The organism is Sphingomonas humi (assembly GCF_039536725.1).
Classification (GTDB): Bacteria; Pseudomonadota; Alphaproteobacteria; order Sphingomonadales; family Sphingomonadaceae; genus Sphingomicrobium; species Sphingomicrobium humi.
The window spans coordinates 422,901-446,163 of sequence record NZ_BAAAZD010000002.1 but is presented as its reverse complement, the minus strand read 5'-3'; the positions used below and the strand labels follow the sequence as shown (position 1 = coordinate 446,163).

Genomic DNA, 23,263 nt, shown 5'->3' with positions numbered 1-23,263 from the left:
TTTCGCTCATGACCGAGCGGCGACAGGCCCCCACCGGGAGCCGCCGCCGCATACGTATGCGGTGAGGTCAAGCGCCTATGCCCGCAAAAGGTTGCCACGGTCAAACGAGACCCCGTCCCTTGAAGGTACACTGGCCCTTCGGCTAGGCGCTGGATCCATGACCGCAAAGGTGATCGCGCTGGTCGACGACGACCGGAACATCCTGACTTCGGTCTCGATCGCCCTGCAGGCGGAGGGCTTCGTGACCCGCCTTTATCCCGATGGCGTCAGCGCATTGAAAGCGCTGGGCGACAATCCGGCCGATCTTGGGGTCTTCGACATCAAGATGCCGGGAATGGATGGCCTTGCGCTGCTCGGCGCGCTGCGTTCGCGCGGCGGGGCGGCGGCGGCCATGCCGGTCATCTTCCTGACGTCCAAGGACGAAGAGCAGGACGAAGCGCACGGCCTTGCCGCGGGCGCCGACGATTACATCGCCAAGCCGTTCAGCCAGCGGCTGCTGATCGCCCGCATCCGCGCCATCCTGCGCCGTGCCGACATGGTCAAGGCGACCCTCGCGTCGGGCGAAGAGGATAGCGCCGCCGCCGTCATCGAGCGCGGCCGTCTGATGCTCGATCCGGCCAGGCACCAGGTGAAGTGGGACGGTCGCCCGGTCACCCTGACCGTGACCGAATTCCTGATCCTCGAAACGCTCGCGCAGCGGCCTGGCGTGGTGAAGAACCGCAACCAGCTGCTTGATGTCGCCTACCAGGAAGACGTGTTCGTCGACGACCGCACCATCGACAGCCACATCAAGCGCATCCGCCGCAAGTTCAGGGCGGCGGACCCGAGCTTCGACGCTATCGAGACCCTGTATGGCGTTGGCTACCGGTTCAGCGATGGCTGACGGCAACGAGCGGTCGATCCCGGGACGCGCCATGCGCTGGCGGCTTTCGCACCGCATCCTCGGGGTCAATCTCATCATCCTGCTGGTGCTGGCGCTGGCGCTGCTGTTCCTCGACAGCTTCCGCAACCAGCTACGCGATGAACGGCGGAGCCAGACCGGCAGTCTCGCCGAGCTTGCGGCGACCGCCGTCCCCAAGATCGGGGAAGAGGACGTGCCGCTGCTCCTCAAGGACATCGGCAATGCGACCGGCGCGCGGGTGCGCCTTTATGCCGCCGACGGGACGCTCCGCTACGACAGCTGGCGGGGCAGCCAGCCGAGCTACCGGCTGCGCGATCCGTCGACGCAAGGCCGGGGCAAGGAAGCCGCGCGCGCGCTCGACCGCGCGTTCAATTTCATCGTCGGGGAGCGCAGCCTGGCGGACTTCGCTGAACCCGCGGTCGATCGCGTGGAATCATGGCCAGAAGCGCGGCAGGCGCTCTCCTCGGGGCAGACGGTCGCCGAGGTGCGCAATGCGCCCGACATGACCCCCGTCCTGTCCGCCGCCTCCCGCACGACGCGGGGCGAGGTGGTGCTGGTCACGGCGAACGACCGCAATTTCACCCGCACCGTGCGGCAGGAGCGGACCAAGCTTGCCGCCGGCCTGCTCGCCGCGGCGCTGTTTTCTTTTCTTCTCTCCTTCTTCCTTGCCCGCACCATTGCCCGGCCCCTGCGGCGCCTTGCGCTTGCCGCGCACCGGGTCAGGCTCGGACGATCGCGCGAGGTCAATGTCCCGCGTTTCAACCGGCGCAAGGACGAGATCGGCCTCCTTGCCCGCGCGGTCAGCGACATGAGCCAGGCGCTGCGCCAGCGGATGGACAGCCTCGACGCCTTCGCTGCGGACGTGACGCACGAGCTCAAGAACCCCCTCGCCTCCCTGCGGAGCGCAATCGATGGGCTGGACCGCATCGAGGACCCGGCGCTTCGCTGCCAGCTGTTCGACGTGGTGCGGCAGGACGTGCGCCGGCTTGACCGGCTTATCGGCGACATCGGTGAAGCCGCCCGGACCGATGCCGAGCTCGCCCGGGCAGCGTTCGAGCCGGTCGACCTCGGCAGCCTGGTCGGACAGATCTGCAGCGGCTGGGAGCAACGGCGGCTGACCGGCGACGTCCGCATCGCCTTTGCCCGCCCCCGCGCCGCCTCCGCAATCGTGATGGCCGAACCGGGCCGGCTCGCCCGCGCGATCGACAATCTGGTCGACAACGCCGTCAGCTTCTCACCTGCCGGCGGCCTGGTCGAAGTCGCGGTTTCAGCGGTCGGTGACGACATCCTCATCCGCATCGAGGATGAGGGACCGGGCGTTCCCGCCGCCGCCCGTGAGGCGATCTTTAACCGCTTCGTCTCAGTAAGGCCGGACAGTGACGACTTCGGCCGTCACTCTGGCCTCGGCCTTGCGATCGCGCGTGCGATCGTGAAGGGCCACGACGGGGAGATTGACGTGACCGATCGCGACGATGCGCCTTCCGGTGCCCGCTTCACCATCCGCCTGCCTGCAGCACCCGCGCCCGTCGAAGGAGCGGTGGCATGAGCCTGCGGTTGTCGAGCGAAACGCTGCATGCCAGCACCGTTGCCCTTGGCGGCCGGGCAGTGCTGATCACGGGCATTTCGGGCGCGGGCAAATCCGATCTTGCATTGCAGCTGATCGACCGCGGCTTCACGCTCGTCGCCGACGACCAGACCATCGTCCAGAAGCGCGGCAATCGCCTCCACGCTGCCGCCCCGGCGACCATCCGCGGCAAGCTCGAGATCCGTGGTCTGGGGATCGTCGAGATGCCGGTGGTCGAGGACATTCCGGTCGCGCTCGTGGTGGAGCTTGCGAGCGACATCCAGCGCTATCCGAGCGATGCCCGCGAACGGGTGATTTGCGGCTCGCCCGTGCCGCTCATCAGCGTCGATGCGAAAACCGCTTCGGCGCCGTCCAAGGTCTCGCTGGCGCTTGATCGCTTCGGCCTGAAATGACCGACGGGCGGCGATCAGGCAGGCACCGATTGCCGCGACTGCTGCTGGTCACGGGCATGTCCGGGGCGGGCAAGTCGACCGTCCTCGATGCGCTTGAGGACATGGGCTGGGACATTGTCGACAATTTGCCGACCGGCATGCTGCACGATTTCGTGCATGCCCCCGGACGGTCCACCAACCATGTCGCGGTCGGGATGGATGCGCGCAGCCGGGGCTTCGACCCGCAGGCGCTGCCCGACCTCGTCCACTCGGTTCCCGGCGTGCGGCCCGAAATCCTCTATCTCGACGCGACCGGGGCCGAACTCATTCGCCGCTATGGCGAGACCCGCCGCCGCCATCCCCTGGCCCAGGACCGGCCGGCCGAAGACGGCATCGGCCGCGAGCGTGACCTAACCGCTGCGCTCCGGCTTGCCGCCGACGCAGTGCTCGACACCACCGATTTCAAACCCGCCGACCTTCGCGACGAACTGCGCCGCCGCTATGGCGAAGAAGGCGACGAGCTGGTCCTGACCATTACCAGCTTCGGCTTTGCGCGGGGGATCAGCCGGACTGCCGACCTCGTCTTCGACCTGCGCTTCCTGCCCAACCCGCACTGGATCGACGAGCTTCGCCCGTTGACCGGGGCGGATGCGCCGGTCGCCGACTTCGTCGCCGCGCAGGAAGGCTGGGACGAGTTCATGACCCGCACCGAGGAGATGCTCGCCTTCCTCCTTCCGCGCTACTGGGCGGCGGGCAAGACTTATGTCGGACTGGCCTTTGGCTGCACCGGTGGAAGGCACCGCTCGGTCGCCGCGGCGCTTGCCATGGGGGAGCGGTTGCGTGCGCGGGGCTTTTCGCCGAATATCCGTCACCGAGACCTAGCGCGTCGCCCGGATGATTCTCTGGAACTCGGCCAGGCGCGTATCGAAGGACCTGAGAAAAGCTGAGATGATCGGATTAGTGCTGGTGACCCACGGCCGTCTTGCGGCCGAGTTCATCGTGGCGATGGAGCATGTGGTCGGGCCGCAGGATGCGGTTGCGGGCATCTGCATCGGCCCCGACGACGACATGGAAGCGCGTCGCAAGGACATCGCTGACGCGATCGCCCGTGTCGACAGCGGGTCGGGCGTGATCATCCTCACCGACCTGTTCGGCGGGACCCCGTCGAACCTTGCGATCAGCCTGATGAAGTCGGGTGACATCGAGGTGATCGCGGGCGTCAACCTGCCGATGCTGATCCGCCTGGAGGGCGCGCGCAAGTCGATGAACGTGCGGGCGGCGGTCGCGGCCGCGCGGGAAGCGGGGCGCAAGTATATCTCGGTCGCGTCCGAGATCCTCGGCGAGGCCGCCGCTTGAGCGCCGCCGTCAGCCGCACCGTCCGGATCGAGAACAAGCGCGGGCTGCACGCCCGGGCGAGCGCCAAGTTCGTGACGCTGGCGAGCCAGCTCGCGACCCCGGTCGAGGTCGCCAAGGATGGCAACAAGGTCTGCGGGACGAGCATCATGGGACTGATGATGCTGGGCGCCGCACGAGGCGATTCGATCGAGATCAGCGCCAGCGGTGACGGGGCCGACGAGGCAGTGGCGCAGCTGAGCCAGCTGGTCGAGGACAAGTTCGGGGAGGATTGACCCCTGCCCCGGTCCATCACTTCCTTTTCCAACGACACGGTGAAGCGGCTCCGCTCGCTGCGCGAGAAGAAGGCGCGGCGGCTCGAGGGGCTGTTTCTGGCCGAGGGCCTGCGGATCATGGCCGAGGCGCGCGACGCCGGCGTGCTGCCCGAGGTGGTTGCCTGCGCCGAGGGTGACCTCCACCCGCTGGCGGCCGAGATCGTCGCCGAGGCCGAGGCCGCGGGAGCCGAGGCGATCGTCGTTCCGGACGAGATCATGGCCAAGATGAGCGGCAAGGATAATCCACCGCTGCTGCTTGGCGCCTATCGCCAGCCGCGCATCGCGCTTGCCGACCTCGACCGAAACGCCTCACCCTTGTGGTTCGTGGCCGAGAAACTGCGCGACCCCGGCAATATCGGCACCATCCTGCGGACCGGCGACGCGGTGGCGGCGGGCGGGCTGATCCTGATCGACGACAGTGCCGACCCGTTCAGCGTCGAGGCGGTGCGGGCGTCGATGGGCGCGATCTTCACCCAGAAGATCGTCAGGGTGCCGTGGGCGACGTTCCTGGCGTGGCTTCGCGAAGGGCCCGGACAGCTGGTCGGAACCAGCCTCCAGACCGACCACGACTATCTCGACCCGACTTACGAAAAGCCCTGTTTCCTGCTGATCGGCAACGAGCAGGCGGGACTGCCCGACGCCTATGAGGCCGAGTGCGACCTCCTGGTCAAGATGCCGATGCTGGGTCGCGCGGACAGTCTGAACGCGGCGGTGGCGGCGGCGGTGATGGCCTTTCACGTGCGGGCGAGCTGGCGCTGAGCGGCCACCCGATCGGGCGCGAAGTTGTCGAAGTTGACAGGGTCGCGGGGTCAAGTTTGCCCGCCTTCCCTACCCCGCGATTTCCTACGCCGCTTCCTTGAATATTAACCCCAGGGGCACGGTGACAGTCAGAATCCCACATTGCAAGCGAAGGTCCAGCTCCGTTCATCTTGCCAGCGTTACACAGGTGTCATGATCTTGTGGGAGGTTGATCCGATGCGTGCTCTTGCCCTTGCCGCCGCCGCCGCCATGCTAAGCGGCTGCGCGACCCTTCCCGCCGCGCCGGTCGAAGGCGATACGAGCTACAAGGCGGTCGGAACCGAGCCTTTCTGGGCGTTGAAACTGGACGGCCGGCAGATGGTCTTTTCGGAGGCCGGAAGCGGCGTGCCGGTGATCGAGCCGCAGCCTAAGGCCATCCACGGCTTTGCCGGCGATATCTACCAGGGGCGGCGGATCAACGTGAACATCGTCCACGGCCAGCGCTGCAGCGACGGGATGAGCGACCGGGTCTACGCGGACCGGGTTCAGGTGCGGGTCGATGGAAGGGCGTTCGAAGGCTGTGGCGGCGAGGTCGCCACGGCCCCGAGCATCGCCGGCACCAGTTGGTTGGTTGATAGCGTGAACGGACGCACGGTGGCGGGCGGCGAGCGCTATTTCGTGCGTTTCACGAACGACGCCATGCAGGCGAAATTCGGCTGCAACAGCATCAGCGGTTCGGCCCGGCAGGAAGGAGCGCAGCTGGTGACCGGCGGGCTGGCGATGACGCGGATGGCCTGTCCCGACATGCGCGACGAGACCGAGGCAGGCCGCATCCTGCAATCGCCTGCGCAACTGTCGTGGGGGCCGGATGGGCGCCTGTCGATCGACAATGCCGCCGGCAGGATCGTGCTGCGGCGGGCAAACTAGCGCGGGATCACTCCGCCGCCGTGACCTCGTCGTTCGCGGCCGGTGGGGCGAGCTTGGTCAGCGGGCGCGGGGCCACTTCGACCAGTGGCGGGGTGGCGATTTCCTTGTTGCTGCCCGAGCCAAGGCCTTCGAAGCGCTTGGCCTGGGTGAAGACCTGGGTTTCGAGGCTGCCGACCATCTTGTTGTAGGCATCGTTGGCGGTGGCGAGGTTGCGCCCCATGCGCACCACATGGTCGGCCATGGTGGCGATGCGGCTGTGGAGTTCCTTGCCGAGCGCCGCGATGACCTCGGCCTGTTCGGTGATCTTTTCCTGCCGCCAGACACTGGCGACGGTGCGGGCGATGGCGACGAGGTTGGTCGGGGTCGCCAGCAACACGCGGCGTTCGAACGCCCAGTCCCACAATTGCGGATCCTGTTCGAGCGCGGCGGTGAGGAAATGTTCGCCCGGGATATACATGATCACATAGTCGGCGGCTTCGCCGAATTGCGCCCAATAGTCCTTGCCGCCAAGTTGCTGGGCGTGGGTGCGGATCGAAGCGACATGGGCGCGGAAACAGGCCTGGCGCTTCTCCTCGTCGACCTCGTCGCAGGCGTCGAGAAAGGCGTTCAACGAGCATTTGGCGTCGATCACCAGCTTGCGGTTGCTGGGGAGGTTGACGACGACGTCGGGGCGGAGACGACCGTCGGCGGTTTCGAGGCTGACCTCCATCTCGAAGTCGATGCCCTCGGTAAGGCCAGCCTGGACGAGGACGTTGCGGAGCGACTGTTCGCCCCAGCGGCCGCGCGCCTTGGGGCTTGAGCGCAAAGCGTTGACGAGGTTGCGGGTTTCGTCGCGGACCTGGCCGTTGTCCTTGCGCAATTCACCGAGCACGCCGCGCAACTCTCCGTAGCTGTCCTTGCGCTCGGCCTCGACGCGCTGGAGGCCTTCCTCGTAGCGCTTGAGCGTGGCTTCGACCGGCTGGAGGAGGTTCTGCAGCCTGGCCTGATGTTCCTTGCGTTCGTGGTCGAGTTTCTCGCCGGCGCGCTTCAAGAAGCTGTCATGGGCGGTTTCGACCGCCTTGCCGGCGAGTTCGGAGAAGCGGGTTTCAAGTTTCGCCTCGAGCTCCTTCACCTGCGCGAGTTGCTGGGTGAAGGCGCGTTCGCGTTCGGCCTGGCCCTGTTCGAACGCGGCCTTCGCCTCGGCCAGGGTGCGGACTTCACCGCGCAGGCGATCGAGTTCGGTTTCGGCCGTGGCGGCGCGATCGGCGAGCGGCTGGAGGCGGGCGAGGTCCTGACGGGCGCGATTGCGCTCCTCGGTGATGGCGAGCAGGCTTTCTTCCGTCTGCGGCAAGCGGCGCGCCTGTTCGGCGGCGATCGCCAGTTCGGTACGGAGCGATGCAAGCGCGGCGCGGCCGGCGAGCCAGCCGATCACCAGCCCTGCCACGAGGGCCACCACCATTCCCACCATCATCGACGCCTGCACGATTCGCCCCACCTTCACTCACGAGAACAGAGGTAGAACTAACCCGCCGCGCGGCCGCGCACAATCTTTGCGGGCCAGGCTTGGCGCCGCTGCGAGAGGCGGTGCTTGGCCGACGCGGGCCGCTCGGCTAGGGCGCGGTCCCATGAGCAGTTTGCAAGGCCGCCTCGCCCTCGTCACCGGAGCCAGCCGCGGGATCGGCGCGGCAATCGCCGAAAGCCTGGCGCGCGAAGGTGCGCACGTGATCCTGACCGCCAGGACTTCGGCAGGGCTGGAACAGGTCGAGGAGCGGATCCACGCCGCGGGCGGGACCGCAACCATCGCGCCGCTCGACCTCACCAAGGCGGAAGACATCGGCAAGTTGGCGCAGGCGGTGTCGGGGCGCTGGGACAAGCTCGACGTGCTGGTGCTGAACGCCGCGACGCTCGGTTCGCTGACCCCGGTCGAGCATATTGACGTCAAGGAATATACGCGGCTGATCAATTTGAACCTGCTTGCCCCGCAGGCGCTGCTGGCGGCGTTCGATCCGCTGCTCAAGGCCTCGGACAAGGCCGAGGTGGTGGCGGTGACCAGCAGCGTCGGCGCGACCCCACGGGCGTTCTGGGGCGCCTATGGGTCGAGCAAGGCGGCGCTGGAAACCTTGCTTGGCGCCTATGCCGACGAGACCGCACATAGCGGGCGGCTGCGGGTGACGGTGCTGGACCCGGGCGCGACGCGGACGCAGATGCGCGCCAAGGCCTTTCCGGGCGAGGATCCGGCCGACGTGAAGGCGCCCGAAGTGGTGGCGGAGCGGTTGCTGGCGCTGCTTGGCGAAGAGCGCGAGAGCGGCGCAAAGGTGCGCGTGGAGGCCTGAGGGGCCCCTCCGCTACCAATATTTAAGTGACAGCCGACTATGCCACGCCCTGCCGAAAGGGAGCGTGATCGATGTTGCGTCTTGTGGTCTTGGGCTTGCTTGCGTTCGGACTGGCCGCGTGCGGGAAGGACGAAATCAAGGTCGATCCCGCTACTGCCTGGTCAAACCTCCAGTTCGTCGACCAGACACCCGGAATGGCTGCGGCCCTGACCCTGGCAGGCGTCGAGCCCGTGGTGCAGCGGGACGAGAACAATCGAACGATGACCTGGCGATTGTGGCACAAGGGAGAGGAATTGGGCCAGGTCGTGGCCCGGATCACGCCGGCTGGCGCCAACAGCATCGTGGACGTGGACTTCGTCGACCTTCAGCGAACTTTGTCGTCGGCAGCGCAGCAGGACCTGAGCGTGATCCTCAAGGAAGACGCCACACCGATGTATCGCGAGGCGGTCATGGCGAAAATCGAGCGCCGCTCCTTCGACCAGTCCACGCTCGTGCCGCTCGTGAAGAAGTTCTCGGCCGCGTACATGGCCAACGGTTTCGAGGATACGCGGCAGGAGATGCTCGCCCAGATGCCGGAACGGGATTTCGCCAAGGAAGAGCGCGATCGCCAGGCCCTGATCGAGCAGGAGCGCGGCCAGGATCAGCAATCGCAGGATGCCACGCAGCAAGGGTCGGCGGAGTTCAGGCCTTCAACAGAGTGACCTGCGCAACGTCGATGCCGCCGCCGCGGAATCCGCCTTCGCAATACATCAGATAATAGCGCCACAAGTTGTGGAATTCGGGGCTGAAACCGGTGAGGTGGCCGTCCCCGGCCGCGGCGTCGTAGTTGATCCGCCAGCGGCGCAGGGTTTCAGCATAGTCGAGGCCGAAGGCGTGGGGGTCGCTCCAGGCGAGGCCGCGGTCGGCGGCGAGCGTGCGGAAGCGCGGTTCGTGGAGCAGCATCCCGCCGGGGAAAATGTAGGTCTGGATGAAGTCGGCGCTGGCGGCATAGGCGTCGAACAGTTCGGGCCTGATCGAGATATATTGCAGCGCGGCGCGGCCGCCGGGGCGTAGCGCGCTGGCGACCGCGTCGAGATAGGTTGGCCACCAGCGCTGGCCGACCGCCTCCACCATCTCGACCGAGGCGAGCGCGTCATAGGTGCCGCGGTGATCGCGATAGTCTTCCAGCAGGATGGTGATGCGGTCGGTGAGGCCCTGCTCGGCGATCGCACGCTCGGCCCATGCCTTTTGTTCGGTCGAGAGGGTGAGCCCGGTGACGTGGGCGCCGCGGCGGGCGGCCTGGATTGCAAGACTGCCCCAGCCGCAGCCGATTTCGAGCAGCCGTGTGCCCTCGGTGATGGCGAGGCGGTCGAGGATGGCGTCGATCTTGGCGGCCTGGGCCTGTTCGAGACTGTCGGCGGGTGAGCGGAACAGGGCGCTCGAATAGCTCATGCTCGGGTCGAGCCAGGCGGCGTAGAAGTCGTTGCCGAGGTCGTAGTGGGCGGCGATATTGCGGCGGGCCTGGCCGGGCGCATTGTCGCGCCACAGGTGGGCGAGCCGGTTGACGAGGCGAAACGGACCCTTGGCGCGGGCAGCGCCGCCGAGGCTGGCGGCATTGCGCATGAAGAGGTCGAACAGGGGCACAGGGTCGGGCGAGGACCATTCGCCGCGCGCCCAGGCCTTGTACCAGCCGACGCTGCCGCTGGTGGCGACGCGGACGAGGGCGAGCCAGCTTTTGAGGTGGACGACCGGTTCGGGACCGGGGGCGTGAAAGCCGATGCGGCGCGGGGTGCCGTCGGGGAGGATGCCGTGGATGCCGCCTTCGCGCAGCCGCTCGTCGAGGAGGTCGAGGATGCGGGCGAAGGCGGGCGCGGCGAGGCGGCCAGGAATGCCGGCGCCGGTGAGAAATCCGCGGTCGGCGGTGAGAAGATGCGAACCGCGGGTGGCCATGGGGCCTTCTAGCGTCAGGATCCTCGCTTGCGAAAGGCCTCGAGCGCGCGTTCGCGGGCTTCGCGGTGGCCGATCAGCGGTTCGGGATAATCGGACGGCGCGGCGCCCCTCCCCCACGGGTCGTGGATGTCGGCGTCGGACAATCGCGCCAGTTCGGGCACCCACTGGCGGATGTAGTCGGCGGCGTCGAACTTCTCGCTTTGGCCGAGCGGGGCCATGATGCGGTAGAAGGGCTGGCTGTCGAAGCCGGTGCCGGCGACCCACTGCCAATTCTGGCTGTTGTTGGCATAATCGGCGTCGACCAGGCAGTCCCAGAACCAGTCGGCCCCGCGCCACCAGTCGAGGAGCAGGTGTTTGCAGAGGAAACTGGCGGTGACCAGCCGGGCGCGGTTGTGCATCCAGCCGCTGTGCCAGAGCTGGCGCATGCCCGCGTCGACCAGGGGGTAGCCGGTGCGGCCGCGGGTCCAGGCGGCGAAGTCGGCGTCGGCGGCCTTGCCGTGGCGGGTGCGAAGGCCGATCGGGCGCTGCGATTTCTCGCCGACGTCCGGGTCGGACAAGGCGACATGCCGGCTGAAATCGCGCCAGGCGAGTTCGCGGCGGATTTTCTCGCCGCCCTTGCGGCCGAGTTCGTGCCACAGCTGGCGCGGGCTGATTTCGCCATGATGAAGGTGGGGCGAAAGGCGGCTGGTCGCGTCGACGGCGGGCAGGTCGCGGCTTGAGGCATAGTCGCTGGCGTGGTCGAGAAAGCGGCGGAGCTGCTTTGCCGCACCCTTGCTGCCCGGCTCCCATTCGGAAAAGCCGCCCGACCAGTCGGGCTTGGTCGGCAGGAGGTCAAAGTCGGCGAGCTTGTCGCTCCTGGGGAGTTTCGAGGGGCTGGTAAGCCTTGGCGCGGGAAGCGGCCGAGGCGGGGGCATGTGGCTTTCGAGCGCGCGATAAAAAGGACCGTAGATCTTGAACGGCTTGCCCGCGCCCGAGCGGATCGACGCGGGTTCGTGGAGGACGTCGCCGTCGTGGAGGATGACGAAGTCGCCATGCTCGCACTCGGCCTCGCGCCACCAGGGTTCGTAATGGCGGGTGGCGTGGACCCCGCCGGCGCCAAGCTCCTCGGCGACTTCGCGCACGACCTTCGAGGAGCGTCCGCGGCGCAGGATCAGGGCGGATCCGAGCTTTTCCAGTTCGTCGGACAAAGCGGCAAGGCTGTGATGGAGCCACCAGCGCTGCGCGCCGCCGACCTTCCATTTGCCCGGCGTGTCGTCATCGAGGACATAAAGGCCGACCACCGGCCCCTTCTCCGCCGCGGCGGTGAGCGCGGGCTGGTCGGCGGTGCGGAGATCCTGGCGAAACCAGACGAGTTGCGGGGAGGTCATCGGTCACCAGAACGCGCTTGGACGGGCAAAGGCACTATGGCCCTGAGGGCAGGTCGAGCGGGATCTGGAACTGGCCGGTCGGCGCGCGGCGGCGGATGGCGGCGGGGACGCGATCGTCGCTGAGCGCGCGAAAATAGCGCTGGTCGGTGAGCACGGGCCGGCCGGCGACATCGACCACGATCGGCATCCGCGACCAGTAGAGGAAGGAGCGGACCAGGCGGCGCTCCTTGCGGGCGCGCAGGAAGCGGGGATCATCGAGGCCGAGCGGATAGCTGGCGGGTTCGAGAGCGAGCCCACCCGTCGGCGAGAAGCTTGCGGCGCCCCAGCGGTCGGCGCTGCGCCAGGCGAGGCTGCGTTCCCAGAAGGCGAGCGGCGGCGGGCTGGCGACGATCAGCCGGGGTTCGATCCCGCGCTGGCGCAGGGCGGCGGCAAGGCTGCGTTCGGCATGCAGGCTCCAGCCGACGTTGGCGGCGATGTAGGCGAGGAGAATTGCGCCTGCGACACGGGCCGGGCGTCCGGGATGGTCCCATCCCTGTTTCCAGCGGCGGGCCGAGAGCCAGATGCCGGCGACGAGGATGATCCAGTAGACCCAGTCGATGATGAAGATGGCGTTGGCCGAGTACCAGCCGTCTCCCGCCGGTGCGAAGAAGGCGACGGCGTAGGTGGTGAGCCAGTCGAGGAACGGGTGGGTCGCGGTGGCGAGCAGGGTTATCAGGAACAAGGGTCCGGCGCGAAAAGGTGCGATCCCTTCCCTGCCCGGCCACAGCCGGTGGAGCAGCCAAAGCAGGGCGACGGTGCCGGCCGCCATGACGGGAAGCCCGAACAGGGCGTGCGTCGGCCCACGGTGAAAGGCGATATTGTCGACCGGAAGGAAGAAGGGGGCGACGACGTCGATATCGGGGGCGTTGGCGCCGAGGATGCAGCCCGCCATCGCGAAGCGGCTGGCGCGCTTCAGGCCCATCTGGCCGAGGAGGGCGCCGGCGAGGCTGTGGGTTAGATTGTCCATTCCCGCCCCGCCGACCGTGTCCTAGGCCCGCGCGAACCAGATGTGGTGGCGGGGGCCTTTGCCATTCTGGCGGGCGCGGACGACTTCCTCGTCAACCGAGAAGCCAGCGCGGGCGAGGATCTTGCTGAAGTGCGTGTCGGGCGCGGCCGACCAGACGGCGAGGATGCCGCCGCGGTTGATCGCGGTTTTCGCCACCGCGAGGCCACCCGGCTCATAGAGCCATTGGTTGAGCGCCCGCACCAGCGCATCGGGGCCATTGTCGACGTCGAGGAGGATGGCGTCCCAGCCGCCCTTCTTGATCTCACCCGCGACATCGCCGTTGACGATGCGGACGCGGGGGTCGTCGAGGCAGCCAGCGGTCAGCTCGGCCATCGGCCCCTTCGCCCAGTCGATGATCTCCGGCACCAGTTCGGCGACAATGATCTCGGCGTCGGCGGGGAGCGAGCGCAGCGCGGCGCGGAGGGTAAAGCCCATGCCGTAACCGCCGACCAGCCAGCGCTGCCTCGGGCGATTGCCGAGGCGCTGGGCGGTCATCGTCGCCAGCGCTTCTTCGGAGCCCGACATGCGGGTGCTCATCAGCTCGTCGCGGTCGACCAGGATCATGTGATCGCCGCCGCGGCTGTAGAGATGCATCTCGGGACCGTCCGGGATGCGGGCGGTGGCGAGATGGACGCGAGGGATCATGCCCCGCCCCGCAGACTATTCAGCGCGCGGTTCCTTCTCGACCATCCAGCTCTGGCCCTTGGCGACGAGCGCCTGGAGGTCGGGCTTCTTGCCCTGCGCTGCCGTTTCGTTCTGCTCGACCACGGCTGCCTCGAACGTCGACGCGGGATGGTCGTAGATGACGCCTAAGGCGACCGGGAAGCCGACCACCGGCATTTCGACCAGCATGTGGGCAACCGCGCGGTTGCGGACGTTATGAACGATGACGTTCGGATCGTCGCCGGGCACGACCTTGAGCGTGAGCGTCTCGCTATCGAGGGCGATGCCCTTGGTGCCGCCGGCGAACAGCATCTTCTCGCCATGGATCAGCCACAGCTGCATCTCGCTCGCGACGTCGCGGGCGGTGAAGGGGGCGAAGACGTCGTCGTTGTAGACGACGCAATTCTGGAAGATCTCGATGAAGGCGGCGCCCTTGTGAGCGTGAGCTGCCTTGAGCACGTCGGGAAGCGACTTGTGGACGTCGATCCCGCGGGCGACGAAGCGGGCCCCGGCGCCGAGCGCGAAGGCGCAGGGCCGTGCAGGCCGATCGACCGACCCGAACGGGGTCGACGGGCTGCGCGTGCCGACCCGGCTGGTGGGCGAATATTGGCCCTTGGTCAGGCCGTAGATCTCGTTGTTGAAGAGCAGGACCTGGCAGTTCAGGTTGCGGCGCAGCAGGTGCATCGTGTGGTTGCCGCCGATGCTGAGCGCGTCGCCGTCGCCGGTGATGATCCACACGTCGAGGTCGGGGTTGGCCAGCTTGATGCCCGTCGCGAAGGCGGGCGCGCGGCCGTGGATGGTGTGGAAGCCGTAGGTCTCCATGTAATAGGGAAAGCGGCTGGAGCAGCCGATCCCGGACACGAACACGGTCTTTTCACGCGCGACGCCGAGGTCGGGCATGGTCCGCTGCACGGCCTTCAGCACGGCATAGTCGCCGCAGCCCGGGCACCAGCGCACTTCCTGGTCGCTTGCCCAGTCCTTGGCGGTGGTCTTCTCGATCGGGGTAAGCTCGTTCATTTCAACGTCCGTACAGAAGGTAGACCATCCCCAGCACCAGGATCAGCATGGCGATGTAGGGAAAGGGACTGATGGGCTTCATGGCGCTCAGCGCACCTCGGCAGCGTGCGGGTGGCCCTCGTCGCGGCCGCTGTCAGCTTCGGGGAGCTGGGTCGCGTCAGGGGCGAGTGCGCCGCCGTGCGCCTTGCGGGCGGCAGCCTCGATCTCGGCGATCTTGAAGGGCTGGCCGCTGGTCTTGGTCAGGCTCTGCACGTCGACCAGATACTGGTCGCGCAAGAGGGTCTTGAACTGGCCGGTGTTCATTTCCGGGCAGATGACGGTGCCGAAGCCGCGCAGCAGCTCGCCGAGGTTGACGGGGAGCGGCCAGATGTGGCGGACGTGCACGTGGGCGACGTCGTGGCCCTGCGCGAGGAGGCGTTTCACCGCCTGGTGGATCGGCCCGAAGGTTGACCCCCAGCCGACGATCGCGACCTTGGCGCCGGGCCGGCCGAGGCAGACCTGCTGGTCGGGAATGTCGCGTTCGATGCCGCGCACCTTGTCGGCGCGAAGCCTGGTCATCTCGGCATGGGCCTGCGGCGAATAGTCGATGTCGCCGGTGCCGGGGCGCTTTTCGATCCCGCCGATGCGGTGAAGCAGGCCGGGGGTGCCGGGCTTAATCCACGGCCGGGCGAGCTTCTCGTCGCGGGCGAAGGGAAGCAGCTTGCCGGCTTCGTCGCGCGGCGCGCTGTTCTCGTTGGCGTGGGTCACCGGGAAGGGCGCGTAGCCGCTCATGTCGGGGACGCGCCACGGTTCGGCGGCGTTGGCGATATAGCCGTCGGTCAGCAGCATGACGGGGGTCATGTAGCGGACCGCGAGACGCACCGCCTCGATCGCGCAGTCGAACGCGTCGGCGGGCGAGCGGGCGGCGAGGACGGGCATCGGGGCGTCGCCGTTGCGGCCGTAGACCGCTTGGTAGAGGTCGCTCTGCTCGGTCTTGGTCGGGAGGCCGGTCGAGGGACCGCCGCGCTGCGAATTGACGATGACGAGGGGCAGCTCGGTCATGATCGCAAGGCCCATCGCCTCGGTCTTGAGCGCGATTCCGGGGCCCGAGGATGAGGTGACGCCGAGGCTTCCGGCATAGCTGGCGCCGATCGCCGAGCAGATGGCCGCGATCTCGTCCTCGGCCTGGAAGGTGGTGATCCCATATTCCTTGAGGCGGCTGAGGTGGTGCAGCAGCGCCGAGGCTGGGGTGATGGGATAGCCGCCGAAGAACATCGGCAGGTCGGCGAGCTGCGCCCCCGCGACGAGGCCGAGACCGAGCGCCTCGGCACCGGTGACGGTGCGGTAGAGGCCGGGCTCGGCCGGGGCGGCTTCGATGTGATGTGGGCGGAAGGCGGCGCCCATCTCGATCGTGTCGCCATAGGCGTGGCCGGCGTTCAAGGCCGCGATATTGGCTTCGGCGAGGACGGGCGCCTTGGCGAACTTGGTCTTGAGCCATTCGACGATCGGCGCGCGGTCGCGGTCGAACATCCACAGCGCAAGGCCGAGCGTCCACATGTTCTTGCAGCGCAGCGCTTCCTTGTTGCCAAGGCCGAACGGCTTCACGGCATCAAGGGTCAGCTGCGAGATGTTGAACTTGATCAGCTGCCAGCGCGCGAGGCTGCCGTCGTCGAGCGGGTTCGCGTCATAGCCCGCCTTGGTAAGGTTGCGGGCGGAGAATTCGCCTTCGTCGGCGATGATCAGGCCGCCGTCGCGAAGCTGGCCGACGTTCACCTTCAAAGCGGCGGGGTTCATCGCCACGAGCACGTCGGGCTGGTCGCCCGCGGTTTCGATCGAGGCGGAGCCGAAGTTGATCTGGAAGGCCGAGACGCCGAAGGTCGTTCCCTGCGGCGCACGGATCTCGGCCGGGAAGTCGGGGAAGGTCGCGAGGTCGTTGCCGGCGAGCGCGGTCGACAGGGTGAACTGCCCGCCGGTCAGCTGCATGCCGTCGCCGCTGTCACCGGCGAAACGGACCACGACATTTTCGGGAACGAGGTCGGCGTGGGCCTCCTCGGGGGTAAGCATGTGGGTGGCCGTGGCCATGACGCGTCCTGCGAAGGGAAAGGGGTTGGAGAGGTATCTAGCGGCTCTTGTTCGTCATTGCGAGCATGGCGAAGCAATCCACGCATTCGTCAGGAGCGGATTGCTTCGTCGCTCCGCTCCTCGCAATGACAACATATGAGCAACGAGCCCTTTGTCCGCCCTGATGTCGCCGCCCTGCTCGAGATCGCCAATGGCCCCGGTGGCAAGCGGGCGGTGGACGTGGGCCTGCCCGAAGCGCGGGCGATGATGCATGCGAGCAAGCAATTGTTCGATGCCCCGGTCGGCGAATTGGCGGTGAAGCGGGACATCGAGGGCGGGCCCTGCCCGATGCGCCTGTTCGATGCGCAAGGGGAGCGCGGCGCTGGGCCGTGCCTGATCTTCTATCATGGCGGCGGGTTCGTGTTAGGCGACCTCGACACGCACGAGCCGATTTGCGCGGAACTGGCGAGGTTGAGCGGCCTGCCGGTAGTCAGCGTCGATTATCGCCTGGCGCCCGAACACCCCTTCCCCGCCGGTCCCGACGACGCGATCGCGGCCGCGCGGTGGATCGCGCAAAGCCCGGACGGGCTGGGGTTTCAAGTCACCGGGCTCGTGCTGAGCGGCGACAGCGCGGGCGGCAATTTCGCCATCGTCGCGGCAATTGCGCTGCGAGACGAGCCGGCGGCGGTGCCCGTGCTGGCGCAGCTGCCCTTCTATCCGGCGGGTCACCCGACGAAATATTATCCGAGCATCGATGCCTATGGCGACGGCTATCTCCTAGCCCGCGAGTCCATGCAGTGGTTCGAGGATTGCTATGCGCCGGACAAGGAAGACTGGCGCTATGATCCGCTGGCCAAGCCCCTCGCTGGCTTGCCGCCGACGCTGGTGGTGACAGCTTCGCTCGATCCGATCCGTGACCAGGGACGGGCGTTCGCGGCGGCCTGCGTCACGGCGGGGGTGGAAACGGTCTACCAGGAATGCGCCGGAACGATCCACGGCTTCGTCAACCTCAGGAAGGCGCTGCCGAGCGCGCAAGGGGACATCGAGCGGGCGGTGGCGCAGCTCATGCTTTGGCTGAATCGCCCTGTCGCATAGGGCGGAACAACCCGACCCGGCCCTTCGCTGAACTGGCGGCGGCGCAAAGGCCGCCCTGTGTCAGGAGGAGCAATCATGCAGGGTAATGTCATTTCCGCGGTGTTCGACAGCCGCGCCGAAGCCGAGCGCGCGATCCAGGAGCTGCGCACGATTGGTGTCGACAACGATGCCATTTCGATCGTCGGCCGCGACGAGGACGGGCTCAGCGACACGCGCGGCGAAACCACGACCACGGGCCATAGCGACGAGCCGACCAGCTTCATCGCCAAGGCCGCTGCCGGTTCGGGCATCGGTGCCCTGCTGGGTGTCGCCGCGCTGGCGATCCCGGGCGTCGGTCCGCTTGCGGCAGCCGGTGCGATCGCCGCGGCCGCAGTGCCGGGCGCAGCACTAACCGGGACCGCCGTGGGTGCCGCAGCGGGCGGCCTTGGCGACCTGCTGAGCAAGCATGGCGTGAGCGACGAGGACAGCCGTTATTACGGTGAACGGATCAACGACGGCGGGATCTTCGTGTCGGTCGATGCGAGCCGCGGCAGCTTCGATCGCGCCCAGGTCGAGGACGTGCTCTACCGTTCGGGCGGGCATAGCTCGACCCGCACGCGGATGAGCTCGACCGAAACCGCCACCACTACCTACTGAAGGTAACGAGGTTCGGGCCCGGACTGCCGGCTTGGCGGACCGGGCCCGACCTGACAGACAGCGGCGATGACCGAGAAACAAGCCTATCGCCGCGGAGTCGGCGTCATGCTCCTCAACACCGACCGCAAGGTGTGGGTCGGACGGAGGATCGATCGCACCGACGAAGCGTGGCAGATGCCGCAGGGCGGGATCGACGCGGGCGAGGAGCCGTGGGAAACCGCGCTTCGCGAGCTGGAGGAGGAGACCGGCATTCCGCCGCATCTCGTCGAGCGGATCGCCGACTGTCCCGAGCGGATGCGCTACGACCTGCCCGAGGAGCTCAAGGGCAAGTTATGGGGCGGCAAGTGGCGGGGCCAGGAGCAGGACTGGTTCCTGTGCCGCTTCCTTGGCCGCGACAGCGATGTCGACATCGCGACGGCACACCCTGAGTTCGATGCCTGGAAATGGGTCGAGGCAGCCGCGCTGCCGGATCTTATCGTGCCGTTCAAGCGCGACCTTTACCGCCAGCTGATCGCGCAATTCCAGGAGCATATCGACCTTCCGCTGACCTAGGTCGGAGGGCGCGAGCCTGGACGACGAAAAGGGGCGAGATCCTATCCCGCCCCTTCCCTGTCTCTCGAATGTTCAGGCGGTCTGCTTGGCGCCCATCGCGTCCGCCAGCTTGCGAACCTTTTCCGCGACCTTCGGATCTTCGGCGCGGTCGGCCGCCTTGGCCGTGTCCTGGCCGATCTTTTCGAGGAGCGGCTGGAGCTTCTCGATATCGGGCTCGTCCGCATTCAGCAGCTTTTCCAGCCGCTCGAGCTCGGACGCGAGGCCCTTGGCGCCGGTGAAGTCGGCCTTGCGCACCGCTTCGGCCCATTCGCCGGCAAGCTTGGCACCCTGTTTGGGCGTAGTGTTCTCGATGCCCTTGTCGAAGGCATTCTCGGTGGCGACGAAACGCTGCGGCATGATCTGCTCCTGCTTTACTGGACCGGCGGCTCTGGTCCGCTGACCTTTCAACGAAGATCGGCGAACAAGGCCGCTACGGACCATCGGGCAGGCCGGGGCGCGGAACCTCTGAGGCACCGCGCCCAGTAAACCATCAGCCAGCGGGGCTGAGCACTGCGCAGGCGATGCGGTCGCCGCTGTTCCCGGAGGGATCGGTCATGTTGTCGTCCTCCTTGGCATGGATGACGAGGGCCGAACCGTCCGCATCGCGCAGGGCCGCGAGACTCGCGCCGCTCAGCACCACGGTTTCGCGCAAGGTGCCGTTGGCGGCGACGGGCACGTTGGGAAGGTCGCCGGCGTGCGGGCCCTGCGGGTTCGACAGGCCATGCTTGGACGAAGCGGGGTTCCAGTGCGACCCGGCGGTCGTGAAGGCCGGGGCATCGCAGCGACCGACCGCGTGGACGTGGATCCCGTGGCGACCGACGGTCAGGCCATTGGCTTCGACGCGGAAGCTGACCGCGCCGGGCGTTTCCCACATCCGGACCGTGCCGACCTGCTGCCCAGCGCTGCCGAGGAGCGGCATAGACGTGGCGGTCCCCGGGGCGTCAGTCGGCGTGGCGCAGGCGGCGAGCGGGGCAATGGCCGATAGGATCAGGCCGAGGTGGTACGGCTTGCGCATCTTCATTCTTTCTCCGGGTCGTGGGCGACGTCAGGCGGTCTAACGCGCGGCCAAGAAAAAAGGGCGACCTTCCAGTGTTGGAAGGCCGCCCAGGATCATTCGGGATGGTTCCCGAAAGAGTTAGTCGTCAGGCTCAGAAAGCCTTTCCGTACGCCTCGTTACCGACGAAGCCCATCTTGGAGACGTTGGCCTGCTTGGTCACGACCAGCACCTGATCGACAAGATCGTAGCGGGCGTCCGGTTCGGGCTGCAGGTGCAGCTCGGGGACCGGGTTCATCTGCTGGGTGATGTCCAGATACTGCCGCAGCTGCACCTGGTTCACCGGGGCACCGTTCCACAGGATCGCACCGTTGGTGGTGACGACGATCTTGTTCTTGACCGGATCGACCGCCGGCGGGTTCGGATTGTCACCCTGCGGCAGGTCAAGCTTCACGGCGTGGGTCTGCGGCGGGATGGTGATGATCAGCATGATGATCAGCACCAGCATCACGTCGATGAGCGGAGTGGTGTTCATCTCCATCATCGGCTCGCCTTCGGAGTTATTCGAAGTCGTCTGCATCGCCATGGGGCGAGTTCCTTTTTCTTACAGCCGCGTCACGCCGGTGCCGGGAGGCGGCTCCGACACGAAGCCGACACGGGCAAAACCAGCCCGCTGCATGGTGAAGATGGTCCCGCCGATGCACTTGTACGGCGTATTCACGTCACCGCGCAGATGCGCTTCAGGCATCGTCTCGTCGGTGAGGTTCTCGGCGCCGCCAACCTTGGCGATCGCGTCCTCCAACACCTTGACCGAGCGGTCGAGCAGCGTCTGGCTGTCGATCGGGGTCATGCCCCAATAGACTTCGCAGGTGCCGCCCGGGCCGCCGCGAATGGTCAGCTCGACGTTTTCCGGCTTGGTCTCGCGGGCTTCATAGGCAGTCGCCGGAAGCGAGATGGGAACGGTTTCCACCACGACCGGAACCGCGATGAGGAAGATGATCAGGAGCACCAGCATCACGTCCACGAGGGGCGTGGTGTTGATGTCGGACATCGGGACGTCGTCGCCGTCTTCCTTGCCGACACTCATTGCCATGGGGTGATACTTCCCTTGTCGTAAAATGATTGGCGCGCTGGCCGGGAACGGAGCCGGCTACTGCGGGAGTAGCCGGCCCACGTTGAACCCAGGCTTAGCGGCGATCGACCGTGGTGCCGGCCTGCTGGCCGGTCGAGGTCTGACCGGTGGTCAGCGGCTGGGTGCCGGCCGGGGTCGGAGCAGCAGCCGAACGGGTCTGCGCGCCCTTGGCGACCGGAGCCGTGGCGGCACCGGTGACCATGGCCGGCTTCACCTTGCCCTCGGACATGACATAGCCATGAAGGTCGTTGGTGAAGGCCGCGAGGTCTTCCATGATCGACTTGTTGCGACGGATCAGCCAGTTGTAGGCGAGCACGGCCGGAACCGCGACGACCAGGCCGAGGGCGGTCATGATGAGCGCTTCACCGACCGGACCGGCGACGGTGCTGATCGAGGCCTGACCCGACGCACCGATCTTGATCAGCGCGCGGTAGATGCCGACGACGGTACCGAACAGGCCGATGAACGGCGCGGTCGAACCGACGGTCGCGAGGAAGGCGAGGCCTTCGCCGAGACGGGCGCCGATGCCACCTTGCGAGCGGGCGAGGCTGTTGGCCATCCAGTCATGCTGGTCGACCGGGTTGGTCAGCTTGCCGTGCTGCTCCTGGGCAACCATCGTGTCGTCGACGATCGCGCGATAGGCGCTCTTCTGGTCGAGCTTGCCCGAAGCTTCCTTGAGGTTGGTCGAGTTCCAGAAGCTGGAGCGGACCTTGTTACCCTGGCTGATGATCTTCTGCTGTTCGAAGAACTTGGTGAACAGGATGTAGAAGGTGCCGATCGACATCGCGACCAGGATCACGAAGGTGCCGATCGAGATGACGCCACCCTCCTTGAGGGCCTGGACGAGACCGTAGGGATTGTCCCCGGCCGGGGCGGCTGCGGCGGCGGCCATGAGAGAGACGAAGGTCATAGTGCGTATCCTTAAGTGGAAACCGTTGAGTTAAAGGTCGTGGACGATCAATCCGCGGGCAGACGCCAGACGATACGAGTAGTCGTGGAGTCCGCCGTCTTCTGACCAGTGTTGTCCGTCGCCGGGGTAAACCGCGCGCGGCTGCGGAGCAGGCGGCACGTGGTGTTGTCGAGCGAGCTGGAACCAGACGAGCTGGTCACGACGCAGTTGGTCACACGGCCGTCCGGACCAATGTCCAGGCGAACGCCGGTCGTGCCCTGCTGTTCGTTACGGATCGCGTCCTGCGGATAGTCGTCATCCGAGAAATAGGACGCAAGATTCGCGCGAGCCTTGGCCGGCTGGACCTTCACAGGCGCAGGCGGGGGCGGCGGCGGAGCGGGCGGCGCAGGCGGGGCCGGCGGCGCAGTCGGCGTGATGACCGGCGGCGGCGCGACATTCACCGTCGTGACCGGCGGCGGCGGAGCGTTGGTACGCACCAGCGGCGGCGGCGAGACGACCGGCGGCGGAACCTGCTGCTGCGGCTGTTCCGGCGGGGGCGGCGGTTCCTCGGGCGGGGGCGGTGGCTCCTCCTCCACGTCGAAGGTCTTCAAATCCTCAGCGGCCTTCTTCACGACATTGTACGCGAGGCCGGTGATGATCGCATATCCGAGCAGCACATGCAGCAAGGCGACAATGACGATCGAAACCGTCCTGTTCCCGCTCATCTGCCTGCGATTGGCGTAAGACATCCTGCCGCAATTCTCCTCAGGGGTGACCTTCCTCCAGGTCCGGCGCCGCTAAGAGCAAAGCGGTTCCGATCTGATGGGCCGATGGTTCAACATATCATCGGCGGGGTCGGCGCGCTTCCTTAATGTGGCCTCAATGGCGGTGCAATCATATTGTTCCGCCTTCTCAACCGTTGGCTGCTCTCGTTACGGAACTGATCCGGAAAAGCTGGCAATTTCAACCCCCACTCCCTCGGCGTTGGCATAAACGTCAGGTTTGGAGGTGGTGACCCTCAGCGCCGCCACCCCGCCCCGCGCAGCGATCCAGTCGTAGATTTCGCGGGCGAGGGTTTCCTGGAGGTTGTACCGGCGAGTGGAGGCGATTCGCTCGATTTCGATGCGAAGATGATCGTAGTTCCAGGCATTTGCGGCATGATCGCCGTCCGGCATCCCGAGATCGGCCAGCCACACCTCGACGCTGACCAGCAGCCGCTGCGGCGATCCGACCTCGAAATCGTGAAAGCCGATGTCGGTCATCACCGCCAGCCGATCGAGGTGGATCTTGGCGGACTTCACCGCGAGATGGGGCGGGACCATGCCGTCGAGGCGCGGGGTGAAGGGTACGACATCGGTCATCGG

The 23,263-nt window shown here is 67.0% G+C and carries 27 protein-coding genes; 13 read left to right on the top strand and 14 right to left on the bottom strand.

The annotated features are described in order from the left end of the window. The first annotated feature begins 157 nt into the window (after window positions 1–157). The 8 genes from ABD729_RS10085 to ABD729_RS10050 all read left to right on the top strand — a co-directional run bounded on the left by ABD729_RS10085 (window position 158) and on the right by ABD729_RS10050 (window position 6,189). Window positions 158–883: a response regulator transcription factor gene (locus tag ABD729_RS10085; protein ID WP_344710113.1), complete on the top strand. Its 726-nt coding sequence runs from the start codon at window positions 158–160 to the stop codon at window positions 881–883. Beyond that, window positions 876–2,447 (top strand): sensor histidine kinase, encoded by a 1,572-nt coding sequence (locus ABD729_RS10080; RefSeq protein WP_344710112.1) that lies wholly within the window; start codon window positions 876–878, stop codon window positions 2,445–2,447. The genes ABD729_RS10085 and ABD729_RS10080 overlap by 8 nt, the downstream gene beginning before the upstream one ends. Beyond that, entirely contained in the window at window positions 2,444–2,878 is a 435-nt protein-coding gene (locus ABD729_RS10075) for an HPr kinase/phosphorylase (RefSeq protein WP_344710111.1), read from the top strand. The genes ABD729_RS10080 and ABD729_RS10075 overlap by 4 nt, the downstream gene beginning before the upstream one ends. Window positions 2,879–2,907: 29 nt before the next feature. Beyond that, on the top strand, window positions 2,908–3,804 hold the full coding sequence (gene rapZ / locus ABD729_RS10070) for an RNase adapter RapZ (protein WP_344710110.1): 897 nt from the start codon (window positions 2,908–2,910) through the stop codon (window positions 3,802–3,804). A gap of 1 nt (window position 3,805) precedes the next feature. After that, window positions 3,806–4,213: a PTS sugar transporter subunit IIA gene (locus tag ABD729_RS10065; RefSeq protein ID WP_344710109.1), complete on the top strand. Its 408-nt coding sequence runs from the start codon at window positions 3,806–3,808 to the stop codon at window positions 4,211–4,213. Next, window positions 4,210–4,485 (top strand): HPr family phosphocarrier protein, encoded by a 276-nt coding sequence (locus tag ABD729_RS10060; protein ID WP_344710108.1) that lies wholly within the window; start codon window positions 4,210–4,212, stop codon window positions 4,483–4,485. The genes ABD729_RS10065 and ABD729_RS10060 overlap by 4 nt, the downstream gene beginning before the upstream one ends. A 3-nt stretch (window positions 4,486–4,488) precedes the next feature. Further along, window positions 4,489–5,283 carry a TrmH family RNA methyltransferase gene (locus ABD729_RS10055; protein WP_344711409.1) on the top strand — a complete coding sequence of 265 codons (795 nt, stop codon included), beginning with the start codon at window positions 4,489–4,491 and terminating at the stop codon, window positions 5,281–5,283. A 216-nt stretch (window positions 5,284–5,499) separates the two neighbouring features. Further along, complete coding sequence (locus ABD729_RS10050) at window positions 5,500–6,189, top strand: META domain-containing protein (protein WP_344710107.1); 690 nt, start codon at window positions 5,500–5,502, stop codon at window positions 6,187–6,189. Between the two features lie 7 nt (window positions 6,190–6,196). Here ABD729_RS10050 and ABD729_RS10045 read toward each other — a convergent pair whose 3' ends face one another. Further along, window positions 6,197–7,651, bottom strand: coding sequence for a DNA recombination protein RmuC (locus ABD729_RS10045; RefSeq protein ID WP_344710106.1), 1,455 nt, complete (start codon window positions 7,649–7,651; stop codon window positions 6,197–6,199). Window positions 7,652–7,793: 142 nt separating this feature from the next. On the opposite strand from ABD729_RS10045, the gene ABD729_RS10040 reads away from it, so the two are divergent. After that, complete coding sequence (locus ABD729_RS10040) at window positions 7,794–8,501, top strand: SDR family NAD(P)-dependent oxidoreductase (RefSeq protein WP_344710105.1); 708 nt, start codon at window positions 7,794–7,796, stop codon at window positions 8,499–8,501. 71 nt (window positions 8,502–8,572) lie between these two features. Continuing rightward, the gene (locus ABD729_RS10035; RefSeq protein ID WP_344710104.1) at window positions 8,573–9,202 is read left to right on the top strand and encodes a hypothetical protein; all 630 of its coding nucleotides are present in this window, start codon (window positions 8,573–8,575) and stop codon (window positions 9,200–9,202) included. Here ABD729_RS10035 and ABD729_RS10030 read toward each other — a convergent pair. The 6 genes from ABD729_RS10030 to ABD729_RS10005 all read right to left on the bottom strand — a co-directional run bounded on the left by ABD729_RS10030 (window position 9,183) and on the right by ABD729_RS10005 (window position 16,583). After that, the gene (locus tag ABD729_RS10030) at window positions 9,183–10,430 is read right to left on the bottom strand and encodes a class I SAM-dependent methyltransferase (RefSeq protein ID WP_344710102.1); all 1,248 of its coding nucleotides are present in this window, start codon (window positions 10,428–10,430) and stop codon (window positions 9,183–9,185) included. The genes ABD729_RS10035 and ABD729_RS10030 overlap by 20 nt on opposite strands. 14 nt (window positions 10,431–10,444) lie before the next feature. Next, window positions 10,445–11,797 carry a cryptochrome/photolyase family protein gene (locus ABD729_RS10025; RefSeq protein ID WP_344710101.1) on the bottom strand — a complete coding sequence of 451 codons (1,353 nt, stop codon included), beginning with the start codon at window positions 11,795–11,797 and terminating at the stop codon, window positions 10,445–10,447. A 34-nt stretch (window positions 11,798–11,831) separates the two neighbouring features. Further along, window positions 11,832–12,803 carry a metal-dependent hydrolase gene (locus tag ABD729_RS10020; RefSeq protein ID WP_344710100.1) on the bottom strand — a complete coding sequence of 324 codons (972 nt, stop codon included), beginning with the start codon at window positions 12,801–12,803 and terminating at the stop codon, window positions 11,832–11,834. A gap of 21 nt (window positions 12,804–12,824) precedes the next feature. Beyond that, window positions 12,825–13,487: a spermidine synthase family protein gene (locus ABD729_RS10015; RefSeq protein WP_344710099.1), complete on the bottom strand. Its 663-nt coding sequence runs from the start codon at window positions 13,485–13,487 to the stop codon at window positions 12,825–12,827. A 15-nt stretch (window positions 13,488–13,502) separates the two neighbouring features. Further along, window positions 13,503–14,522, bottom strand: a complete 1,020-nt coding sequence (locus ABD729_RS10010) for a 2-oxoacid:ferredoxin oxidoreductase subunit beta (protein ID WP_344710098.1) — start codon at window positions 14,520–14,522, stop codon at window positions 13,503–13,505. Window positions 14,523–14,609: 87 nt separating this feature from the next. Next, window positions 14,610–16,583 carry a 2-oxoacid:acceptor oxidoreductase subunit alpha gene (locus ABD729_RS10005; protein WP_344710097.1) on the bottom strand — a complete coding sequence of 658 codons (1,974 nt, stop codon included), beginning with the start codon at window positions 16,581–16,583 and terminating at the stop codon, window positions 14,610–14,612. A 135-nt stretch (window positions 16,584–16,718) separates the two neighbouring features. Here ABD729_RS10005 and ABD729_RS10000 point away from each other — a divergent pair, with 135 nt between their 5' ends. The 3 genes from ABD729_RS10000 (at window position 16,719) to ABD729_RS09990 (ending at window position 18,845) form a co-directional block, all read left to right on the top strand. Next, window positions 16,719–17,657, top strand: a complete 939-nt coding sequence (locus ABD729_RS10000) for an alpha/beta hydrolase (RefSeq protein ID WP_344710096.1) — start codon at window positions 16,719–16,721, stop codon at window positions 17,655–17,657. Between the two features lie 75 nt (window positions 17,658–17,732). Then, window positions 17,733–18,293: a general stress protein gene (locus ABD729_RS09995; RefSeq protein WP_344710095.1), complete on the top strand. Its 561-nt coding sequence runs from the start codon at window positions 17,733–17,735 to the stop codon at window positions 18,291–18,293. Between the two features lie 66 nt (window positions 18,294–18,359). Continuing rightward, complete coding sequence (locus tag ABD729_RS09990; RefSeq protein ID WP_344710094.1) at window positions 18,360–18,845, top strand: RNA pyrophosphohydrolase; 486 nt, start codon at window positions 18,360–18,362, stop codon at window positions 18,843–18,845. 72 nt (window positions 18,846–18,917) lie between these two features. Here ABD729_RS09990 and ABD729_RS09985 read toward each other — a convergent pair whose 3' ends face one another. The 7 genes from ABD729_RS09985 to ABD729_RS09955 all read right to left on the bottom strand — a co-directional run bounded on the left by ABD729_RS09985 (window position 18,918) and on the right by ABD729_RS09955 (window position 23,260). After that, entirely contained in the window at window positions 18,918–19,241 is a 324-nt protein-coding gene (locus ABD729_RS09985) for a hypothetical protein (RefSeq protein ID WP_344710093.1), read from the bottom strand. 133 nt (window positions 19,242–19,374) lie between these two features. Then, window positions 19,375–19,899 carry a superoxide dismutase family protein gene (locus tag ABD729_RS09980; RefSeq protein ID WP_344710092.1) on the bottom strand — a complete coding sequence of 175 codons (525 nt, stop codon included), beginning with the start codon at window positions 19,897–19,899 and terminating at the stop codon, window positions 19,375–19,377. A 133-nt stretch (window positions 19,900–20,032) separates the two neighbouring features. After that, on the bottom strand, window positions 20,033–20,458 hold the full coding sequence (locus ABD729_RS09975; protein WP_344711407.1) for an ExbD/TolR family protein: 426 nt from the start codon (window positions 20,456–20,458) through the stop codon (window positions 20,033–20,035). Between the two features lie 24 nt (window positions 20,459–20,482). Then, window positions 20,483–20,971: an ExbD/TolR family protein gene (locus ABD729_RS09970; protein WP_344710091.1), complete on the bottom strand. Its 489-nt coding sequence runs from the start codon at window positions 20,969–20,971 to the stop codon at window positions 20,483–20,485. A gap of 94 nt (window positions 20,972–21,065) precedes the next feature. Continuing rightward, entirely contained in the window at window positions 21,066–21,902 is an 837-nt protein-coding gene (locus ABD729_RS09965; RefSeq protein WP_344711405.1) for a MotA/TolQ/ExbB proton channel family protein, read from the bottom strand. A gap of 65 nt (window positions 21,903–21,967) precedes the next feature. Next, on the bottom strand, window positions 21,968–22,648 hold the full coding sequence (locus ABD729_RS09960) for an energy transducer TonB (RefSeq protein ID WP_344710090.1): 681 nt from the start codon (window positions 22,646–22,648) through the stop codon (window positions 21,968–21,970). A 183-nt stretch (window positions 22,649–22,831) separates the two neighbouring features. Continuing rightward, entirely contained in the window at window positions 22,832–23,260 is a 429-nt protein-coding gene (locus ABD729_RS09955) for a dihydroneopterin aldolase (protein ID WP_344710089.1), read from the bottom strand. Between the last annotated feature and the right edge of the window lie 3 nt (window positions 23,261–23,263).

Excerpts from the sequence above, each read along its gene's own strand:
- ABD729_RS10080 (WP_344710112.1), top strand. The coding sequence starts at position 876 with ATGGCTGACGGCAACGAGCGGTCGATCCCGGGACGCGCCATGCGCTGG.
- ABD729_RS10030 (WP_344710102.1), bottom strand. The coding sequence starts at position 10,430 with ATGGCCACCCGCGGTTCGCATCTTCTCACCGCCGACCGCGGATTTCTC.
- ABD729_RS10025 (WP_344710101.1), bottom strand. The coding sequence starts at position 11,797 with ATGACCTCCCCGCAACTCGTCTGGTTTCGCCAGGATCTCCGCACCGCC.
- ABD729_RS10085 (WP_344710113.1), top strand. The coding sequence starts at position 158 with ATGACCGCAAAGGTGATCGCGCTGGTCGACGACGACCGGAACATCCTG.
- ABD729_RS09985 (WP_344710093.1), bottom strand. The coding sequence starts at position 19,241 with ATGCCGCAGCGTTTCGTCGCCACCGAGAATGCCTTCGACAAGGGCATC.
- ABD729_RS09960 (WP_344710090.1), bottom strand. The coding sequence starts at position 22,648 with ATGTCTTACGCCAATCGCAGGCAGATGAGCGGGAACAGGACGGTTTCG.
- ABD729_RS10050 (WP_344710107.1), top strand. The coding sequence starts at position 5,500 with ATGCGTGCTCTTGCCCTTGCCGCCGCCGCCGCCATGCTAAGCGGCTGC.
- ABD729_RS09980 (WP_344710092.1), bottom strand. The coding sequence starts at position 19,899 with ATGCGCAAGCCGTACCACCTCGGCCTGATCCTATCGGCCATTGCCCCG.
- ABD729_RS10005 (WP_344710097.1), bottom strand. The coding sequence starts at position 16,583 with ATGGCCACGGCCACCCACATGCTTACCCCCGAGGAGGCCCACGCCGAC.
- ABD729_RS09995 (WP_344710095.1), top strand. The coding sequence starts at position 17,733 with ATGCAGGGTAATGTCATTTCCGCGGTGTTCGACAGCCGCGCCGAAGCC.
- ABD729_RS09955 (WP_344710089.1), bottom strand. The coding sequence starts at position 23,260 with ATGACCGATGTCGTACCCTTCACCCCGCGCCTCGACGGCATGGTCCCG.
- ABD729_RS09975 (WP_344711407.1), bottom strand. The coding sequence starts at position 20,458 with ATGCAGACGACTTCGAATAACTCCGAAGGCGAGCCGATGATGGAGATG.
- ABD729_RS10000 (WP_344710096.1), top strand. The coding sequence starts at position 16,719 with ATGAGCAACGAGCCCTTTGTCCGCCCTGATGTCGCCGCCCTGCTCGAG.
- ABD729_RS09990 (WP_344710094.1), top strand. The coding sequence starts at position 18,360 with ATGACCGAGAAACAAGCCTATCGCCGCGGAGTCGGCGTCATGCTCCTC.
- ABD729_RS10040 (WP_344710105.1), top strand. The coding sequence starts at position 7,794 with ATGAGCAGTTTGCAAGGCCGCCTCGCCCTCGTCACCGGAGCCAGCCGC.
- ABD729_RS10035 (WP_344710104.1), top strand. The coding sequence starts at position 8,573 with ATGTTGCGTCTTGTGGTCTTGGGCTTGCTTGCGTTCGGACTGGCCGCG.
- ABD729_RS10065 (WP_344710109.1), top strand. The coding sequence starts at position 3,806 with ATGATCGGATTAGTGCTGGTGACCCACGGCCGTCTTGCGGCCGAGTTC.
- ABD729_RS10010 (WP_344710098.1), bottom strand. The coding sequence starts at position 14,522 with ATGAACGAGCTTACCCCGATCGAGAAGACCACCGCCAAGGACTGGGCA.
- ABD729_RS10075 (WP_344710111.1), top strand. The coding sequence starts at position 2,444 with ATGAGCCTGCGGTTGTCGAGCGAAACGCTGCATGCCAGCACCGTTGCC.
- ABD729_RS09965 (WP_344711405.1), bottom strand. The coding sequence starts at position 21,902 with ATGGCCGCCGCCGCAGCCGCCCCGGCCGGGGACAATCCCTACGGTCTC.
- ABD729_RS09970 (WP_344710091.1), bottom strand. The coding sequence starts at position 20,971 with ATGGCAATGAGTGTCGGCAAGGAAGACGGCGACGACGTCCCGATGTCC.
- ABD729_RS10015 (WP_344710099.1), bottom strand. The coding sequence starts at position 13,487 with ATGATCCCTCGCGTCCATCTCGCCACCGCCCGCATCCCGGACGGTCCC.
- ABD729_RS10020 (WP_344710100.1), bottom strand. The coding sequence starts at position 12,803 with ATGGACAATCTAACCCACAGCCTCGCCGGCGCCCTCCTCGGCCAGATG.